The sequence below is a fragment of the Myxococcus qinghaiensis genome (assembly GCF_024198215.1).
In the GTDB taxonomy this organism is placed as follows: Bacteria; Myxococcota; Myxococcia; order Myxococcales; family Myxococcaceae; genus Myxococcus; species Myxococcus qinghaiensis.
This window is the reverse complement of record NZ_JAKCFA010000011.1, coordinates 87,303-106,922: the sequence shown is the minus strand read 5'-3', so window position 1 is coordinate 106,922 and position 19,620 is coordinate 87,303. Positions and strand designations below refer to the sequence as shown.

Below are 19,620 nucleotides of genomic sequence, written 5' to 3'. Positions count from 1 at the left end.
TTCCAGCGGGAGAAAGACGTGCCTCAGGAGAATGGAAGCGGTGGGCCGCGCCCGGGTGGGCGTGGTCGTGACGGGGGTGCGCCGGGTCAGGGCCCGCGCCGTGACGGTCCTGGCGGTGGTTTTGGTGGCCGAGGCGGTCCGGGTGGCCCTGGTGGACGGGGCGAAGGCCGTGGCCGTGATGGTCGCGGGCGTGGACGCGACGAGGGGCCTGTGGGCCCTGGGCAGCGCGTCATCGCCGAGCTGAACGCGCTTGAGAAGGCGTTCTCCAAGACGGACTTCGCGGCCGAGAGGGGCCCGCTGCAGGCGATTGTTCGCTCGCTGCGGCCCATGCGGCTGAAGTCTTTGGAGGACCTGGACCTCAACACGCGCGGCAAGCTCATCACCACGATGCTGCGCGTGCAGCGCCAGCCCAAGCCGGCCGCTCCGGAGGCTTCGGCCCCGGCGGAGGCGAGTGCTGCTCCGGTCGAGGCTCCGGCCGAGGCCGCTGCTCCGGCGGAGGGCGCGGAAGGCGCTCCGGAGGCCGCGGCGGCTCCGACCGAGGCGGCTGCTCCGGCGGCGCCCGCGGTGGACCCGGCGAAGGAGAAGTTCGACGCGTGGACGGACGTGCTGTTCCTGGTGGGACAGGTCTGGCGCGCGGCGGGAGACCGGGAGCGCGCCGAGGTGGCCTTCGCCGCCAGCGGTCGTCAGCCGGGTCCCGAGGTCGAGGAGCCCGCGGCGCCCGCGGCCCGGACGGAGGCTCGTCCGGAGCGCGGTGAGCGGCGTGAACGTCCGGAGCGAGGGGAGCGGCCGCCTCGCGGTGAGCGTCCCGAGCGCGGCGCGGCGGCGGGTGGCGAGCGGCGTGAGCGTCCGGAGCGGGCGCCTCGCGGTGAGCGTCCCGAGCGCGCTGAGCGTCCGGAGCGGGGCGAGCGTCGTCCGGTGCCGGAGCTGACGGGCGACTGGAAGGACCAGGCCAAGCAGCTCGAGGGCATGGGCCGCACGCGTGACGCGGCCCGGCTGCACGAGCGGAACAATGGCTTCGCGGATGCCACCCGGCTGTTCGAGGCGGGCGGCGACCTCAAGAGCGCGCTTCGCACGGCGCTGGCGGGCAGCGACAACGACGCCGCGCGCCGGCTGGTGGGCACGCTGCCTCCGGATCAGCTCGCTCCCACGCTGGAGAAGGCCGGTGCCTACGAGCTCCTGATGGAGCACTACGTCGGCAAGGGCGACTTCGAGAACGTGGCGCGCTTGTACGAGCGCGCTCGCCAGTTCGACCAGGCGGCGCTCGCGTACGAGCGTGCGGGGAAGCTGACCCTGGCGCGCAAGGCGTACGAGCGCTCGCGCGACATGGCCAGCGCCAACCGCATCCGCGGGCTCGAGGTGAAGAGCCTGGTGGAGCGTGGGGACCGGCTGGGCGCGGCCACGCTGCTCGTGGCGGCGGGTCAGCGTCGCGAGGCCGTGGAGGTGCTGGGCACGCTGCCTCCTCCCAAGGCGTTCCACTTCATGCAGCGGCTGAAGCTGGACGAAGAGGCGAAGGAGCTGGCGCAGCGCGAGCTGGCCCGGGCCGAGCAGGAGCAGAAGCCGGCGGGCCGCGCCCGTTGGCTGGAGCTGCTGGGCGACGTCGCGGCTTCCGCCGAGGCGTGGGAGGCCGCGGGGCGCAAGGACAAGGCGCTGCCGCTGCACGAGAAGCTCGGCAACCTGCCCCGCGCCGCCCAGCTCGCCGAAGAGCTGCAGCAGCGTGACAAGGCCGTGGCCCTCTACACCCAGCTCAACGACACCGCTGGCGTGGAGCGTGCGAAGGCCCTGCCGGAGACGCCGCTGGCGGCCCCGGCCTCCGCCGAGTCGTCTGAAGGCGGCGCGGGGGGCGAGGAAGGGGACGTTCCCCCCGACGCTTCCTCGGCCGAGTAGCAAGAAGGCCAATGATTCCCGCCCTTTGGCGGGTTTTGCACGATTGATCGGGGGCGCTCGCGGCCGGTAGAGTCCGGCGGCTGGCGCCCCCGTTGCGTTCCATTTTCACCCCCGAGGCCCGCCCTCCCCATGCAACAGCCCACGTCTCCTCGACCCACGCTGCGCGTGTCCGATGACCGGAGCTTCGTCGAAGCCGAGGCCTCCCTGGAGAAAGCCGGCCGCGTGGAAGAGCTGATTCGTCTGTACGAGGGTCGCTCGCGCGATGTCGCCACCGACGAGGCCGTGCGCCTGTTGTGCCGTGCCGCGGAGCTGGCGCACGAGCGTCAACGCAACGCGCCTCGCGCCGAGGAGCTGCTCAAGCGCGCCTTGCTGGTGGCGAAGGAGCCGCTGCCCGCGTTGCGGGGCCTCAAGCGGCTGCATGAGTCGCGTCAGGACGCCGCGGCGCTCGCGGACGTGCTGGAGCGCCTGGGCAGCTCCACGCAGGGCGAGGAGAGCGCGGGCCACTACCTGAAGGCCGCGGACCTCTACGAGCAGAAGCTCTTCCGTCGCGACAGGGCGGTGCTGTGCCTGCAGCGCGCGGCGCGGGCCAAGTCGGACCGCGCCATCTTCCGGCGCGTGCGGCAGTTGCTCTTGTCCGAGGAGCGCTTCCAGACGGCCTTCGAGGCGCTGGAGCGCGAGCGCGAGGCGCTGGGCGACGCGGGGATGTCCGAGGAGTACGCGGCGCTGGCCGAGCGACTGGTGGATGACCCCACCGAGCACGAGCTGGCGCAGCGCGTGCTGGAGGTCGCGCGGACGTTGGAGCCGCAGAACGCGCGCGTGGAGAAGGCCACCCGGGCGCTGCAGCGCTTCGAGCAGACGTGGCGGGACCGCGTGCGGATGCTGCGCAGCATGTCGCTGGAGGAGCGCGACAGGAAGAGCGCCGCCCGGCTGTCCTTGCTCGTGGCGAAGCTGTTCGCCTGGTACGACCCGGGAGCAGCCGGCAAGGTGAAGGAGGCGTTGGACCGCTGCTTCCTGCTGTGGCCGGGCATGCCCGAGGGCCTGTCGCTCATCGAGAAGATGGCCGCGCGCTCCGGCGGCGACTTCGCGGCGGCGATTGCCCAGATTGAAGCCATGGCGGGCGAGGTGAAGGACCGCTCCGCGCAGGTCGACCTGTGGCTGCGCGTGGGCACGCTGCGGCTGGGCCGGCTGAACGACACGCCGGGCGCGCTGGGGGCCTTCGAGAAGGCGGTGGCGGCGGACCCGTCGCGCGCGGACGCGGCGAGCCTCTCGGCGGAGCTGTTGCTGGAGGGCGGCAGGGCGGCGGACGCGGTGGTGGTGCTGGAGCGCTACCTGGCCACGGTGAAGGACAAGCCGGGGCAGGCCTCGATGCGGCTGCGCCTGGCGGAGCTGTGCCTGACGCAGCTGAAGGACGGCGCGGCGGCGCGCGCGCACCTGGAAGCGGCGCTGAAGCTGGACCCGACGCATGCGCTGGCGGCCTTCCAACTGGCGCGACTGTTGGCCGAGGACGAGGAACTGGAGGCCGTGGTGCCGCTCCTGGACCTGGCGCTCCTGGCGCCGCGTCCCCGGGCGGAGCGGGTGGCCTTCTGCGAGGCGCTCGCGCTGATGTTCGAGGAGAAGGACGACGCGCGTGGTGCCTTCGAGGTGCTGTCGCGCGCGCTCGAGTTGGATCCCGCGCGTCCGCTGCTGCTCGGCTCGGTGGTGGAGCACGCGGAGAAGGCGAATGCCCGGCCAGCGCTGGCCCTGGCGCTCCAGCGCGCGGCGCAGGCGGCCCCGGTGGTGGAAGTCGCGGCGACGCTGTGGCGGCACCTGGCGCAGCTGCTACAGGGACCGCTGGCGGACCCGGTGCGCGCGGAGGCCGCGTGGCGCGAGGTGCTGGCGCGGCTTCCCGGTGACGAGGTCGCCGCGGAGGCGGTGAAGTCGCTGCAGGCAGCCGCGGCGCTCGCGGATGACCCGAAGGCCCGGCTGGAGGCGGAGGTGACGCGGCGCGAGGCCGCTGGCGCCGCGCCCGAGGAGCTGGAGCCGCTGGTGCGCGAGTGGATGCAGCTCGCGCCCGACGAGGTGGGCGCGGTGCAGCGGCTGCAAGCGCTGTGCGTGGCGCTGTCTCGCTTCGACGAAGCGGCGTCGCTGGCGGGAAGGCTGGCGTCGCTGGCGGAGACGCAGCTGGAGCGCAACGAGTGGATGGCGCGGCAGGCCAAGCTGTACGCGGAGCGGCTGGGACGTCAGGAGGACGCGGCGGACCTGTTCCTGGGCCTGTTGTCGGAGAACGTGTCCACCGGCGTGGTGGTGGGCGGCCTGGAGCGACTGGCGGCGGCGGGGGTGCGGACGCAGGAAGTCACCGAGGCGCTGGCGGCGCACTACGGGCGCTCCGGAGACCACCAGCGGCAGGTGGCGGCGCTCCAGCAGCAGCTGGAGGCCACGACGGAGCCGACGGCGCGCAAGCGCCTCTTCTCGCTGCTGGCGAGCATCCACGAGAAGCAGCTCGCGGACAGCCGTGCGGCCTTCGACACCCGGGTGCGCGTGCTGCGCGAGGACCCGAGGGACGACTCCACGCGCGCCGAGGCGCTGCGGCTGGCGAGGGACCTGTCCGCGCACGCGGAGCTGAGCCGGGTGCTGCGCACGCTCGCGACGGAGTCGGAAGACCCGACGCTGGCGCTGTCGCTGCTGACCGAGGCGGCGACGCTGACGGAGGAGGGCGGGCTGGTGGCGGATGCCATCGCCGCGCTCGAGGCCGCGGTGGAGCGGGCTCCGGAGTCGGGCCCGGTGCTCCAGCGGCTCGTGCGGCTGTATGGGCGCGCGGGACGCTCGGCGGACGCCGAGGAGCTGCTGCGCAAGCGCATCCACGGCGCACGCGGGGCGGAGCGGCTGGAGCTGCTCCTCCAACTCGTGGACCTGAACGTGGAGCTGGGCCGTCCGGCGCAGGCCGCCGAGGCGCTCAACTCCGCGCTCTCGCATGGCGCCGAGGAGGGCCGGCACCTGCCGCGCCTGGCGGAGCTGTACGAGAAGGCGGGCCGCACGCGCGAGCTCGGCGAGACGCTGGCGCGGATGATTGGCCTGGCGGAGTCGGCGGGCGAGTCGGACAAGGTGTCGCGGCTGAAGCTGCGTCGCGCGCAGTTGCTGCAGGGCACGCAGGACGGCAGCGCGGAGGCGGTGCAGAGCTACGCGGACATCCTGCTCCAGCGTCCCTCGGACCCGGATGCGCTCGCGGCGCTGGAGGCGATGCTGGCCTCGGGGCCCGCGCGCGAGGCGGCGGCGCGCGTGCTGGTGCCCGCGCTCGAGCGGACCAAGGACCACCGCAAGCTCGTGGCCACGCTGGATGTCCTGGCGGAAGTGGCGAAGGACGACGCGGCGCGGGTGCAGGTGCTGCGGCAGGCCGCGCAGGTGCATCTGGCGCACCTGCGACAGCCGGAGCTGGCGTTCGCCGCCCTGGCGCGGGCCCTGCGGCTGGCGCCGGGCGACGCGGGACTTCGCTCCACGGCGCGTCAGGCGGCGGAGGACGCGGACTCGGTGGACAGCTACGCGGAGATCCTCGCGGAGCTGGCGGAGGAGGGCGATGTGGGCCCCGCGCGCGGCGCGCTGCTGCGCGAGCTGGCCGAGGTGCAGGAGAAGAAGCTCGACGACAAGGCGGGCGCGGTGAAGGCGCTGCGTGCGTTGCTGGCCCTGGAGCCGGGCAACCTGGACAGCCTCCGTGCCTTGCAGCGTCTGCACCGCGCGGGCGAGGAGTGGGCCGCGTTGGCGGAGGTGCTGGAGAAGCTGGCCGCCGCGTCGCCGGAGCCCGCAGAGCAGCTCGCGTTCCTGCGCGAGGCCGCGCTGCTTCACGAGACGCGCCTGTCGGACCTGGAGAGCGCGTCAGAGGCGTGGCGGGCGATTGCTGAGCGCGACTCGGCCAGCCGTGAGGCCGCGGCGACGTTGGACAGGCTCTACACGGAGCTGGAAAAGCACCAGGACCTGGCCTGGGCGCTGGCGCTGCGCCGCAACCAGGAGGGGCAGAGCCCGCAGGGACGAGAAGTCTCCTTCCGGCTGGCGGAGCTGCAGCGCACGGTGCTGGACGACCCGAACGCGGCGCTGGGCCTCTACAAGCGCATCCTCTCCGAGGACTCCGGTCACCCGGGCTCGCGCGCCGCGCTGGAGGCGTGGGTGAAGGCGGCGGTGCCCGCCAGTGGCGCCGCGCTGGAGGTGCTGGACCCGGTGCTCGCGCAGGTGGGGGACCATGCCAGCCGCGTGGCGCTGCGCGAGGCGCGGATGGAGTCGGCCCTCACGGTGGAGAAGATCCTCCTGTCCGGGGAGATTCGCCGAATCTACGAGCGCGACATGCGCCAGCCGTCGCTGGCCTTCATGTCGGCGGTGAAGTCCTTCGCGCAGGGGTTGGACCGGGAAGGCGTGCGTCCCGACCTGGAGCGCCTGGCGCGTGAGACGGGCTCGCACGAGGTGCTCGCGGAGATCTACGAGTCCGCGGCGGTGGAACTCACGCAAGGCGACCCGGCGGCGTTGGAGCTGCTGCGCCGCGCCGCGGAGATTCGCGAGTCGTTGGATCAGCCCGAGGAGGCCGCGCGCCTCTGGAAGAACCTGCTCGCGGACGCTCCGCAGGACCGTCAGGCGCTGGAGGCGCTGTCCCGGCTGTACGAGAAGGGCCAGAACGCCAAGAGCCTCTCCGAGGTCTACACCCGCCAGGCCCAGCTCTCCCAGGACGCGGAAGAGCGCGTCGGGCTGTTGCTCAAGGCGGGCGAGGCCTACGCCAACGCGGGCGAGGACGCGCGGGCCGTCGAGACGTACCGCTCCGCGCTCGCGCTGCGAAGGGTGCCCGAGGGGTTGCTCGCGCTGGAGAAGCTGTACGCGAAGGCGCGGCGGTTCGTGGAGCAGGCGGACGTGCTGGAGCAGCTCGCCGAGGGCGCCGCGGATGACGCCGCGCGACGGGGCTGGCTGCTGAAGCGCGCGCAGTTGCTCGAGAAGGAAGTGGGCCCGACGGAGGCGCTGCCGGTGTATCGCCGGCTGCTGGAGCTGGCGCCCGGTGACGGCCAGGTGGTCGCGGGCCTGGAGCGCCTGATGGCGCACGACGGGCCCCGCGTGGAGGCGGCGCGTCTGCTGGAGCCCGTCTATCGCGGCCTGAACGACACGCGAAAGCTGGTGGAGGTGCTGGAGGTGCTGTTGCACGGCGTCGCGCCGGAGCGGCGGCTGGAGCACATCCAGGAGATCGCCACCCTGCGCGAGGCGCTGGGGCAGACCTCGCTCGCGTTCGTCGCGCGGCTGCGGGCCTTCAACGAGTTCCCGCAGGAGACCTCCGTGCGGGACGAGCTGGAGCGGCTGGCGGCCGACTCCGGTTCGTTCGAGGAGGTCGCTGGCGCCTACGAGGACCAGCTGGAGCGCGACACACAGGAGCCGCTCGCGGGCGACTTGTGGCGACGACTGGCGACGCTCTACGACAACCGACTCAAGCGCTACGACCTGGCGGTCCGGGCGCTGGAGGAGGTGAGCCGGAGGGACCCGAAGAACAAGTCGGTGCTGGAGTCCATCTCCCGAGTCCACCGTCGCACCGGCGCGCACCGTGAGCTGGCGCTCGTCATGCGGCGCCAGGTGGCGGCGGAGCCGAACGCGGCGTCGCAGGTGAACCTCCTGTTCGAGCTGGCGCACCTCGCCGAGGAGACGCTGGCGGACAAGGCGCTGGCGGCGCAGGCGTACCGCGATGTCCTGGCGCTGCGGCCGGAGAACGCGAACGCCATCAAGCTGCTGGGCCGCGTGCTGGCGGACATGGAGCGCTGGCCGGAGCTGGCGCAGCACATCGAGCGGGAGACCCAGCTCGCGGACGCGCGGGGCGCGCAGGAAGAAGCCTCCGACCTGCGCGTGCGCCTGGGCCGGCTGAAGTTCTCGCGCCTGGATGACCCGCGCGGTGCCCTGGAGCTGTACCAGGCGGTGCTGGCGCGCCGGGCGGGACATGCGGGCGCGGTGGGCGCGCTGGAGGAGATGGCCCGCTCGGAGAGTCCGCTGCGAGGCGCCGCCGCCAGCACGCTGGAGCCGGTGTTCGTCGCGGTGGGCAACCACCTGAAGCAGGTGGAGATGCTGGAGTCCCGCGTGTCGGCGGAGGCGGTGCCGCAGGAGCGCGCGGCGCTGTTGCGTCGCATCGCGGAGATGTATGCCGGCCCGCTGGAGAACGCGGAGATGGGCTTCCTGGCGGCGACTCGCGCATTGCGCGAGCTGCCAGACGACCTGCGCTCGTTGGAGCTGTGCGCGTCGCTGGTGGACCGGGCCGAGGCTCCCGAAGAGCTGGGTGCGGTCATCATGGAAGTCGCCCCCAAGGCAGGTGACGCCGCGCGGGCCGAGCTGTACCGGACCCTGGCGCGACTGCAGACGGACCTGGGCGAGCCCTCCGAGGCGCTGACGTCGTGGAAGCGCGTGTTGGAGCTGCGTCCCACGGACACCGAGGCGCTGGATGGCACCGTGCGCCTGGTGGCCTCGCAGGGCAAGCCGACGGAGCTGCTGGAGGTGCTGCGCCGTCAGCTCGCCGTGGCCGAGGAGCCGGCCCGCCGCGCGGCGGTGCTCTTCCAGATTGGACATCTGCAGGAGGAGCAGCTCCAAGACGCGCTCGGTGCGTTGGCGACGTTCCGGCGACTGCTGGAAATCAAGCCGGACGACATGGCCGCGCTGGAGCGGATGGAGGCGCTCTGCCAGAAGCAGGAGCGCTGGCCGGAGCTGGCGGACGTGCTGGCCCGCCGCATCGCGCTGATGCCACCGGAGGCGGGGCTGGAGCTGAAGTTCCGGCTGGCCACGGTGCGCGAGACGCGACTGTTGGACAGGACGGGCGCGCTGGCGCTGTACGGCGAGGTGCTGACGGTGCAGCCCAACCATCCCGGCGCGGTGGGCCGGATGGAAGGCCTGGTGACGCGCGAGCCGCAGAACCTGCTCGCCGTGGAGACCCTGCTGCGGGCCTTCCGCGCGAGCGGCGACGTGCCCCGGCTGGCGCAGGTCATCGAAACGCGCGTGGGCGTGTCCGCGGACTCGTTCGAGCGCAAGGCGCTGCTGGGCGAGCTGGCTACGCTGCGTGAGTCGCAGGGCGAAGTGGAGCTGACGTTCCTGGCCCTCTTCCGCGCCTTCAAGGAGGACCCGAACGACGGCGAGGTGCGCCGGCGTCTGGAGAACGCGACGGACGCGTCCGACAGCTATGACGAACTGGTCGCCGCGTACGAGGAGGCCCTGCCTCGCGTGGCCGAGGCCGCTGACGCCGCTCAGGTGTGCTTGAAGCTGGGCCAGTTGCTGGAGTCGAAGCTGCGCGACTCCGACCGCGCGGTGTCGTACTACGAGCGGGCGCGCACGCTGCACGTCGCGGTTCAGGGACGGGCGCTGGTGGCGTTGGACCGCCTGTACATGGAGCTGCAGGCGTGGCCGGAGCTTGCGGGCATCCTGGAGGCGCTGGTCTCCACGTCCACCGAGCAGGTGGAGCGCGTGGGCTACCTGTTCCGCCTGGGGCAGCTCTACCAGGAGCGGCTGGACAGTCCGGACCGCGCGGCGGGGGCGTACGAGGCCATCCTCAAGCTGGAGCCCGGTCACCTGGCCTCCGCGCGACTGCTGGAGAGCATCTACGAGGGCGCCTCGGCGTCGGAGAAGCTCTACGCCATCCTCAAGCTCCAGGCCGACAAGGTCGTGGGGCCGGAGCGAGACCGCGTCCTGGCGAAGATGGCGCAGGTGTCCGCCGAGGGGCTCTCGGATTTGGGCGGCTCTATCGAGCTGTACCGCGAGCTGCTGGCGAAGAACGCGCGCAACGAGCAGGCCTTCTCCGCGCTGGAGTCGCTGTACGAGCGCGCGGACCGGCCGCAGGACCTGCGCGAGCTGCTCGAGGGACGTCTGGCGATGACGCTGGACCCTCGCGAGGTGGTGCGCCTCAACGAGCGGCTGGGGCGCGTGGTGTACCGGCTGCTCAAGCAGCCCGATGCGGCCGTGCCGTACTTCAAGGCGGCGTTGGACCGGGATGCGCGCAATCGCGCGGTGCTCGACACGCTGCGAGAGCTGTACGACGAGACGGAGCAGCGCGAGGAGCTCGTCGGCGTGCTGCGCCGGCTCATCCCCCTCCAGGAGAACAGCGAGGGCGTGAAGGCGCTGCGCCTGCGCCTGGCGGAAGTGCTGGCCGGCATGGGCCGTCGCGAGGAGTCGCTGGACGCCGCGCGCCGCGCGCTCGAGGTGGAGCCGCACCAGGTGCAGGAACTCGTCCGGGTGCACGCGCTCTTCGTCTCCCTGCGCGCGTGGAACGACGCGGTCCGCGCGCTGGAGCTCAAGGTGCAGGTGCACCTGGGCGCCGAGGAGCGTGAGCAGGCCGTCGCCACGTACGTCGAGGTGGCGGACCTGTGGGCAGGGCCGGGTGGCAAGCCCGAGCAGTCCTCGGGGGCCCTGGAGAAGTTGCTGGAGCTGGACCCGTCGAACCGCACGGCCTACGAGCGGGTGTGCGACCTGTACCGCACGTACAACGACTGGCGCGCCTACGCGACGGCGGTCGACCGCTACATGCCCCACTTCGTCACGGACGAAGAGAAGATGGCCGCGCTGCGCGAGCTGGCCCGGGTGCAGGAAGAGCGGCTGGGACAGAAGGATGTGGCCTTCCTGGCGCTGTGCCGCGCGTTGCAGCTCGATGCCTCGGACGACTCGCTGCGCGAGGAAGTGGAGCGCCTGGCGGACGAGACGGGCAGCCACGAGGAGCTGGCCGCCGTCTTCGAAGAGGTTGCGGACGAGCTGCCTCGCGGCCCGCTCGCGGAGCGGCTCTACGCCACGCTCGCGCGCGTCCATGACACGCGCCTGGACGACCCGCAGGCCGCGGAGGCCGCGTTCCGGAAGATTCTCGAGTTCGACCCGACCAACGCCACCGCGCTGGACGGACTGGCCGCTGTCTTCCACCGTCGCGGCCAGGAGCGCGAGTACGTGGTGGCGCTGGAGCAGAAGCTCGAGGCCGCCGGTTCCATCGAGCAGCGCAAGGGCATCCTGAAGGAGATTGCGCGCGTCTGGGACGAGAAGCTGGAGGACCCGTCGGAGGCCGCCAGTGCGCTCCTGCGCGCCCTGGAGCTGGAGCCGGACGCGGAGACGCTCGGTGTGCTCATCGCGCTGTACCGGCGGCAGCGCGCGTGGCGAGACGTGGCGATGGCGCTCCTGCGTGCCCGCGACCTGGCGGACACGGCCGAGGAGCGCGCGCGCATCCAGGTGGAGGTCGCCGGTGTCTTCGAGAGAGACCTCTCCGATGACGACTCCGCCGTCGCCGCCTACCGGCAGGCGCTGGAGCTGGACCCGGTCAACCGCGAGGCGCTGGAGTCGCTGGAGCGGCTGCACACCAAGCTGGACCAGCCCGCGGACCTGCTCGCCATCTACGAGCGGATGCTGGAGCTGAGCGAGGACTGGCGCGAGAAGGTCCGCGTCCTGTTCCGCAGTGCCAGCATCTGGGAGGACAAGTACCAGAACCCGGCCAACGCGGACGTGTGCGTGGAGGGTGTGCTCTCCATCGACCCGCAGAACGTCCAGGCCATCAAGGTCCTCATCCGGCTGCGCCGGGCGCAGGCGCGCTGGGAAGACCTCATCAACGCCTACGAGCGGCAGCTCTCCCTGGCCGTCAGCCCGCAGGAGCAGGCCGAGCTGTACGTGGACATCGGCAACGTCCAGTACCAGTCGCTCAAGGTGGTGGACCGGGCGGTCAACAGCTACCACGCCGCGCTCGCCGCGGACCCGGAGAGCCGTCCCGCGCTGCACGCCCTGGGCAATCTGTACGAGCGCAGCGGCAACTGGCCCTTCGCGCTGGAGATGCTCCAGAAGGAAGCGGAGCTCGCCGGCCAGTCGAAGGACGCGGTGGAGCTGTTCTACCGCCTGGGGAAGATCAACGAGGACATGCTGATGGACTCGGGCAGCGCCCGGAGCGCCTATCAGCAGGCCATCGCCATCGACGCGGGCCACCTGCCCAGCATCCGCGCCCTCAAGGGCATCCAGGAGCAGGAGAAGGACTGGAGCGGCTACGAGCAGACGTTGCGCCAGGAGGCGGAGCAGACCGAGGACCCGGCCGCCAAGGGCCGCGCCCTGCTGGATGTGGCGCGCTACCACGCGGAGACGCGCGAGGACCGCGACACGGCCACGGGCTACTGGGAAGAGGCGCTCAAGCACATCCCGGACAGCATCGAGGCCGCGCGCCCGCTGGCGGACGTCTACATCGCCCACGAGGAGTGGGCGACGGCCGAGCGGATGCTGGACATCGTCACGCGCAAGCTGTCGGAGAAGGCCATGGTGGAGAAGGACGCGGCCACCGCCGCGGACCTGTGCCGCCAGCTCTACCGACTGGGCTACGTGGCGGAGAAGCTGGGACGCCGCGACAAGGCCCTGAGCTGCTACGAGACGGCATACGAGCGTGACGCGACGTACCTGCCGGCGCTCGAGGGCTACGGAAACCTATTGGTCCAGACGCGCCGCTACGAGGGCGCGCTCAAGGTGTTCCAGACCATCCTCATCCACCACCGCGAGGAGCTCACGGACCTGGAGGTGGTGGAGGTCTACTGGCAGCTCGGTGACATCCACGCGGCGCTTGGCCAGGTGGACCGCGCGCAGAACCACTTCGAGAAGGCGCTCGCCATCGACCCGGGCCACGAGCCCACGCTGCGCGCGCTCGTCGTGTTGATGGACAAGGCGGGCCAGTTCGAGAAGTCCGCCGACCTGCGCCAGCAGCTCGTCGGTGTGCTGGAGGACGACGCCAAGGCGAAGGTGTACCTGGACCTGGGCCGCATCTCCCGCGACGAGCTGCATGACCCGTACATGGCCATCGACGCCTTCACCGGCGCGCTCAAGGTCCAGCCGGACGCGCTGGAGGTGATGGACCAGCTGTACGTGCTCCTGCGCGAGACGCGGCAGGGCCAGAAGGCCGCGGATGTGCTGGCGCGGATGCTGGCGTTGCCCGCGCTCGCTTCGGAGCCGCACAAGGCCAAGCGCGTGTGGTTCGCGCTGGGCGAGCTGCGCCGCGATGACCTGAAGGACGTGGAGGGCGCGACGCAGGCGTTCAACGCGGCCCTGGACCTGGACCCGCGCTTCGTCGAGGCGTTCAGCTCCCTGGAGGCGATGCTCGGCGGTGCCCGCCAGTGGAAGCAGCTGGAGGAGAACTACACGAAGATGCTCGGCCGGCTGCCCAAGACGCCGGAGACGCACGTGGCACGCATGGCGCTGTGGCGCGCGCTGGGTGACCTGTACCACCAGGTGCTCAAGCACCCGGAGGGCGCGGTGGCCGCCTATGGCGTGGCCGCCAAGGGGCTCCCGGACGACGCGGTGGTGCAGGAGGCCTTCGCGGACCTCGCTGGCAACATGCCCGGCAAGGAGGAAGAGGCCATCGCCGCGCTTCGTCGCGCGCTGCCTCACACGACGGACGCGCGCAAGGTGTGCGGACAGCTGGTCCGGCTGGCGGCGCTGCGCAAGGACTACGACCTGGCGTGGCTCGCGGCACAGGCCGCGTCCGGGCTCCTGGGCGAAGCGGGGGAGGACGAGAAGGAGATCCTCTCCAAGCTGGGGCCCTACGCGAAGAAGAAGGAAGTGGCGCAGCGGCCTGTGGACGACCAGCTGTGGCACACCCAGCTGTTCCACCCGAAGTCGCGTGGTCCCCTGGCGGAGCTGCTCGGACTGCTCTTCGCGAAGGCGGGCCACCTGTACGCGGTGCCCTTCACGCAGTACCAGCTCGTGCCCAAGAAGCACCGCATCGACGTGGCCAGCGCGCAGGAGTACCACGTGCACCACTACCGCTACGTGGCGCGCCTGTTGGGCATGGAGGGCGTGGAGCTGTACTCACCCTTCCTCGTGGCGACGCGTGAGCGCATGGCCAAGCGCTCCAACGAGCCCGCCCCGGAGCCGCTGGTCAACGTGGAGCTCCTCCAGACGCACCCGCCCTGCGTCCGCGTGGGTGGCAAGTACTTCGCGGAGCAGGGACAGAAGGAGGTGTACTACCTCCTGGGGCGTGCCCTCGCGCTGGCCCGTCCGGAGCTGGCCTTCGCGCAGTACGTGCCCGCGGAGCGACTGGAGGCCATCCTCCAGGCGGCCCTCAACCTCGTGGTGGGCAATGTGCGTGTCGCCGAATCCCTCCACGGCGTGGAGATGGAGCGGCGCGCCCTGGAGAAGGTCCTCACCGACGTGGACCGCGCGGCGCTCGCGAAGGCGGCGCGTGCCTGGCTGCCCACCGCGACACCTCAGTCCGTGCGTCAGTTCCTGGAGGGCGCGGAGCTCACCGCATCACGTGCGGGCCTCTTCGTCGCCGGGGAGATGGAGCCGGTGCGCCGGCTGGTCCAGGGGGAGACGGGGAGCTCGTTCCGGGTGGCGCCTCGCAACAAGCTCAAGGAGTTGCTCGTCTTCGCGACGTCCGAGGAGCTTCACAACCTGCGTGTGGCTGTTGGCACACACGTGGAGGTGCAGGTTCGTCGATAGCACGATAGAACCCCGAGAAGGGTTCACGCGTTGATGAGCGACCGGGCGGTCAAGGCACTGATCCTTGACCCCTCCAGTGGGCACTTCTACGATTCCGACGGGATTTTTCCCGTCATTTCCGAGGCTTGCGGAAGAGATGCGTTTCGTCTGTGACAGCTGCCGCGCGCAGTACATGATCAGCGACGACAAAGTGGGCCCCAAGGGGGTCAAGGTTCGTTGCAAGAAGTGCGGCCACAACATCACCGTGCGCCCAGCGGGCGCTGCGGCGGGGAAGGATTCCCCGTCGGAGCCCGCGACTTCTTCCGCCCCTGCCTCCGCCTCGAACGGCGCGAGCACTCCGAGCAAGGAGGCCGAGTCGTCATCGTCCTCCTCGCTGCCCGCCACGCTGGGGACTCCGCCGGAGGGCGGGCTCTTCACCGACGTGGAGGAGGACGAGATTGGAGCCGTGTTCGACCAGGTCCTCAGCTCCGGCACGCACAAGATTCCGACGGGCGAGGCCCTCGGAGAGGCCGCGGCGCGCGACGCCACGGCGGAGAACGTGCGCAAGCTGGCCGAGGCCGAGGACGAGCCCGACAAGGAGGAGGCGAAGCCCCAGGCCTCTTCGCACGACTGGTATGTGGCCATCGACGAGAAGCAGGTGGGACCGCTCTCTGTCGAGAAGGTAAAGGACGCCTGGGACCGCGGCGAGGTGGGGCCCGACAGCCTCTGCTGGCGCTCCGGCTTCAGCGACTGGATTCCCCTCTCGGAGACGGCGGAGCTGGCGTCGGTGCTCGCCCCGCGTCCGTCGAAGCCGACCATCGTCGCGCCGGAGCCGGTGTCGGGCACTTCGCCCACGGTTCAGTCCGGGCCGGTGCAGTCCGCGTTCAGCGCGGGCAAGGCGTCCAAGAACGACAGCTCGCCCCCTGCGTCTGCCTCCCACGAGGCGCCGGCGGGATGGAAGCCCTCCGCTGCCAGCGTCTTGGCCTCGCTGGTGAAGGAGGAGAATGACGCGTTCTCCAAGCCTCCGCCGACGCCCGCGCCTCCGCTGGGCCGCGAGCCCGTGTCCCAGTCGCGCCTGCTCGATGTGCCCATGCCTCCCCCGGAGCCGGTGTCTTCTCCGTCGCTGATGGGGGCGAGCGCGGCCATGGCCGCGCAGATGACGCAGCCTCAGGCCCAGCAGCCGTATCCGCATCCCCAGCAGCCCATGGCGGGCTATGGCCAGCCCGCGCAGATGCCGTATGGGCAGCAGCAGCCCGCGCACTATGCGCAGCCTGGTCCCGCGCAGTATCCGCCCCAGGGCTATGCGCCCACGTATGCGCAGCAGGGTGGCGCTTCCGCGCAGGGCGGCAAGAACCGGATGGGCCTGATGGTGGGTATCGCCATCGGGGTGCTGGGGCTTGGCGGTGGTGTCCTGGCGTTCACCATGAAGGGTGACAGCAAGGTCGAGACTCCGACGACGCCGGTGGCCGCGCCGCCTGTCGCGGCGGCGCCTCCGCCTGTCGCGGCTCCCGTGAATCCTCCGCCCGTGGCCGCGCCCGTGCAGATGCCTCCCGCCGTGGTGGCGGGAGCTCCTGCTGGCATTGCCACGCCTCCTCCGGTCGCGGCTGGAACGCCCGATGCGGCGAACCCGGCGGTGGCCGCTGGAGCGCCGACGCAGCCCGTGGCGACACCCCCGCCCGCGGTCGTCGCGCAGGCGCCGGTGGTGGCCACGCCTCCGGTGGAAGCGGCGAAGCCGCTCGACTCCGCCGTGGCGAAGGTGGAGCGTCCGTCAACACCTCGCAAGCCGAGTGGTTCCTCGTCTTCGGGCCGCAGGGAAGAGCCCGAGGAGCGGCCCGTGGCGCGTGCGGAGCGGCCCGCGGCGAGCGATGGCGACGACGACTTCGACGAGCTGTTCGGTACGAAGAAGCCGAAGGCCGAGGCCAAGCCCACCGAGACGCGGCCCACCGCCTACATTCCTCCCGAGCCGGGGGGCGGTGGTGTGCGCGACACGCTCCAGCGTTCCGACATCATGGAGGTGGTGCTGAACAACAAGCCCGCCATCGTGAAGTGCGTGAACGAGCAGAAGAAGAAGGACCCGATGTTGAGCGGCAAGCTGGTGATGCGGTGGACCATCCAGACGAGCGGCAAGACGGCGAACGTCACCTGCAAGACGGATGAGTACCGCACCACGTACATGGCGAGCTGCATCTCGGGGCTCATCAAGAGCTGGGCGTTCCCTCGTCACAAGAAGCAGGGCGAGCCCATCGACTTCCCGTTCACCTTCTGATCGGGCGAGGGTGGTTCCGGGTCCAGTGCGACACGTGGGTCGCACTTGGGCCCGTGTGAGTGTTCGCTTTCGTGAGGGCTGAATTTCCGCGAGGGCAGTGCGTCGGTGGACGTGTCGACACTCGTTGACACGTCAGGACGGGCGGGACTAAAGCCGAGCCGCTCGCATGGACGTCGGGGTCTGAAGTCAGTGGCCGGAGGCCCCCAGAGAGACGTTCCAAGCAGACTCACGGAGGGATTCTCAACATGCAGCTTCGCAAGATGATGCTGGTGCTCACGGCGCTGGGCGCGATGAGCGGTTTGATGGCCGGTTGCGGTGACGACGAGCCGGGGAGCTCGCTCTGCACCTCGAACGACGAGTGCGCTGGCACGGAGATCTGCCATCCGGACGCGGGTGTCTGTGTGACGACGTGTGATGTTGGCGCCGACTGTCCGGACTCCGCGAAGACGTGCGCGCCCCTGGGCGGCACGAGCAGCGAGGCCAACACGCGGATCTGCCAGTGCTCCACGGACGTGCTCTGCAACGGCGGCGCGGACTCCGAGACGACCGACATGGTCTGCTCCGACCTGGATACCGTTTGCGTGCCGAAGTGCGACTCGAACGATGACTGTGGCACCGGTCGCGTGTGCGACACGGCGTCCGGCCAGTGCGAGGAGGACGACACCACGGGCGGGACGTGCACGGGCACCGGCCAGAGCAGCTGCAGCTACGGCCAGTTCTGCAGCAGCGGTACCTGCACCGAGGTTCCGGCGCCCACCTGCGCGAACTTCACGCCTGCCCAGGGCGGCAAGCAGCCGATCTGGACCATCTCCGACACCGGTCCGATCATCTACGACATCACCCAAGTCTCCTTCGGCCAGGACTCGTTCTGTGGCTCGGGACCTGGTACCACTGGCATGACCGCGAAGGCCCGCGTCCGCGCGTACCAGCCCGCGACTGGCACGGCGACCTTCCCGGCCCAGGCCAGCGGTCTCCCTGGCCTGTTCTATGTGCGCGTCGATGGCACTGAGCTTGATGGCACCAAGTCTATTCGTCCGTCCGAATACTCCACGTCGAATGCTGGCAAGAACGCGGAGTTCATCATGAGCTTCTGCCCCAGTTCCACGGCGACGACGCTGTCCATTGGCCTGTACTTCACCAATGGCAACGAGATCTGCGCTCAGCTCAATCGCTAGGTCGCGGAGCGTAACCTTCTCGTCGGTTGTGCGGCGAGAATGAGCACGGAGCCTCATCCTTCCCAAGGGTGGGGCTTCGTGCGTTTGGAATGTCCAACTTCATCATTTCGGGCCAGGGAAGGGGACGTGAATAAGGCCTCTCCAGCCCCGTTTGAATGAGTGACGGCGCTTGGCGCCAGATGACGGAAGAGAAGGAGACCTCGATGAGTTATCGTTTTGCTGCGCTGTGTGTCGCCGCTTTTGCAACGCATGCCTTGGCTGAGGACTCTGCCATCGGTCGCGAAGTTCGCCTCGAGTGCCCTGCGGGAACCGTGCAGAAGGGCAGCCGAGTGAGCAAGGACATGGGGGTCTACTGCGTGAAGGCGGGCTCCACTCCCCAGAAGCCCGCCCTGCATGGACCCTACGTGGCCTTCTGGGCTAGCGGTCAGAAGCAGTCCGAGGGGCAGTACAAGGATGGTTTCCGCTCGGGTCACTGGACCTTCTATGACGCCAACGGCGTGAAGACCGGGGAAACCCAGTTCGAGAACAACGACTACCACGGCCAGCGGGTGGAGTATTTCCCCAACGGCGCCAAGAAGGTGGAGCAGACCTGGGTGAAGGGGAAGCGCGAAGGCGTCGAGGCGACCTACACCGAGAACGGGAAGAAGGTCTCCGAGGTGCAGTACTCGGCGGACAAGCCGCTGGCCTCCAAGTAGCCCTTTCGTTACTTCCCTGCAGGACCCGAGGCCCTCACTCAATCGGAGCGAGGGCCTTTCTTGCCTCTCCAGAGGGCTTTCCCGAACTGCTTCGCTCGGATAGGAAGATTGGCGTGAAGGCCCCGACCCTAACTCCCGTTCTCCCCGACATCCCCGTTCGCACGGTCGCCGAGATGGGCATTCGCGAGCTTGAGCGCATCCGCCTCATCTTGCGAGGGGGCTCGGTGATCGACTGGCGGCGAATGCACTTCCAGGCCCGGGAGGAGGTCGACCGGTTCCTCCGTCTCTGCCAACTCGATGTCTCCCGCCCCTATGACGAGGCCTGGGCCCGCCTCGTCCTGTCGGAGGCCGTGGCGTACCTTCGGAAGACCTTCAACTACCGAGTGGCGGACGCGGTCGCCAAGCCCGAGGAGATTCACGACCTCTTCCTGCTGGCCTCCGGAGCGAAGGGGAATGCCCGGCACCGACGCATCGCCTGTGTCGTGTTGAAGGTGATGCACGTCATCCAGCACATCGAGGGAAGAGACCTCCTCTTTCGCCTGGCCATCTCAGAGGCGGAGCTGGCGGAGTTGGTGATGGAGAAGGTGCTGAGCGTCGCGCGTGAGATGCAGGAGAAAGGGCTGCCCGTGGTGGAGTTCGCGCACTCCATCAAGACGCAGGACTCGCTGGTCACCAAGCTGCTCGCGAAGAAGGAAACCGTAGCGGCCCAGGTCTATGACCGGACCCGGTTTCGTGTGGTGACGCGGTCCCGCCAGGACTTGCTTCCGGTCTTGTATTACCTCACGCAACGCCTGTTTCCCTTCCATCTCGTCGTGCCTGGGCAGACCGAGAACACGCTGCTTCCCTTCAAGAGCGTGTTGGAGGAGTACCCGCATTTCGAGCAGTTCATTCCGAACCTCCACCTGGACAGGAACTACGAAGACCGCGAGGACCGGAGCGGCAACACCTTCTCTGGCAGCAGCTATCGCGCACTCAACTTCGTGGTGGATATCCCAGTGCGAATGGATGCCTATCTGCCGTTGCCTGAAGAGGACACGCGGCCACGGAAGGGCCGCGTCGTCATCTCACTCGTGGAGTTTCAGATTGTCGACGCGGAGACCGCGCGACAGAACGAACTCGGTGAGAACTCGCATGAGGCCTACAAGCGCCGCCAGAAGAAGCGAGTCCTCAAGCGGCTCAGCCAGGGCCTCGTGGTGCCGAAGCGCGGACAGTGACA

Annotated in this window: 7 protein-coding genes; all 7 read left to right on the top strand. The window is 70.3% G+C overall.

Annotated features, from left to right (window positions below; all coding sequences use genetic code 11):
* Positions 1-31 precede the first annotated feature (31 nt).
* The 7 genes from LZ199_RS46180 (at position 32) to LZ199_RS21770 (ending at position 19,618) form a co-directional block, all read left to right on the top strand.
* A complete protein-coding gene (locus LZ199_RS46180; RefSeq protein ID WP_256569316.1) occupies positions 32-244 on the top strand; it encodes a hypothetical protein in 213 nt (70 codons plus the stop codon).
* A complete protein-coding gene (locus tag LZ199_RS21795; RefSeq protein ID WP_323389798.1) occupies positions 211-1,884 on the top strand; it encodes a DEAD/DEAH box helicase in 1,674 nt (557 codons plus the stop codon). The genes LZ199_RS46180 and LZ199_RS21795 overlap by 34 nt, the downstream gene beginning before the upstream one ends.
* A gap of 129 nt (positions 1,885-2,013) precedes the next feature.
* Positions 2,014-14,289: a tetratricopeptide repeat protein gene (locus LZ199_RS21790; RefSeq protein WP_253995666.1), complete on the top strand. Its 12,276-nt coding sequence runs from the start codon at positions 2,014-2,016 to the stop codon at positions 14,287-14,289.
* Between the two features lie 136 nt (positions 14,290-14,425).
* The gene (gltJ, locus tag LZ199_RS21785) at positions 14,426-16,534 is read left to right on the top strand and encodes an adventurous gliding motility protein GltJ (RefSeq protein WP_253995665.1); all 2,109 of its coding nucleotides are present in this window, start codon (positions 14,426-14,428) and stop codon (positions 16,532-16,534) included.
* A 245-nt stretch (positions 16,535-16,779) separates the two neighbouring features.
* Positions 16,780-17,709 carry a hypothetical protein gene (locus LZ199_RS21780; RefSeq protein WP_253995664.1) on the top strand — a complete coding sequence of 310 codons (930 nt, stop codon included), beginning with the start codon at positions 16,780-16,782 and terminating at the stop codon, positions 17,707-17,709.
* Positions 17,710-18,038: 329 nt separating this feature from the next.
* Entirely contained in the window at positions 18,039-18,404 is a 366-nt protein-coding gene (locus LZ199_RS21775; protein WP_253995663.1) for a toxin-antitoxin system YwqK family antitoxin, read from the top strand.
* Positions 18,405-18,577: 173 nt separating this feature from the next.
* A complete protein-coding gene (locus tag LZ199_RS21770) occupies positions 18,578-19,618 on the top strand; it encodes a TIGR04552 family protein (protein WP_256569315.1) in 1,041 nt (346 codons plus the stop codon).
* Positions 19,619-19,620 lie beyond the last annotated feature (2 nt).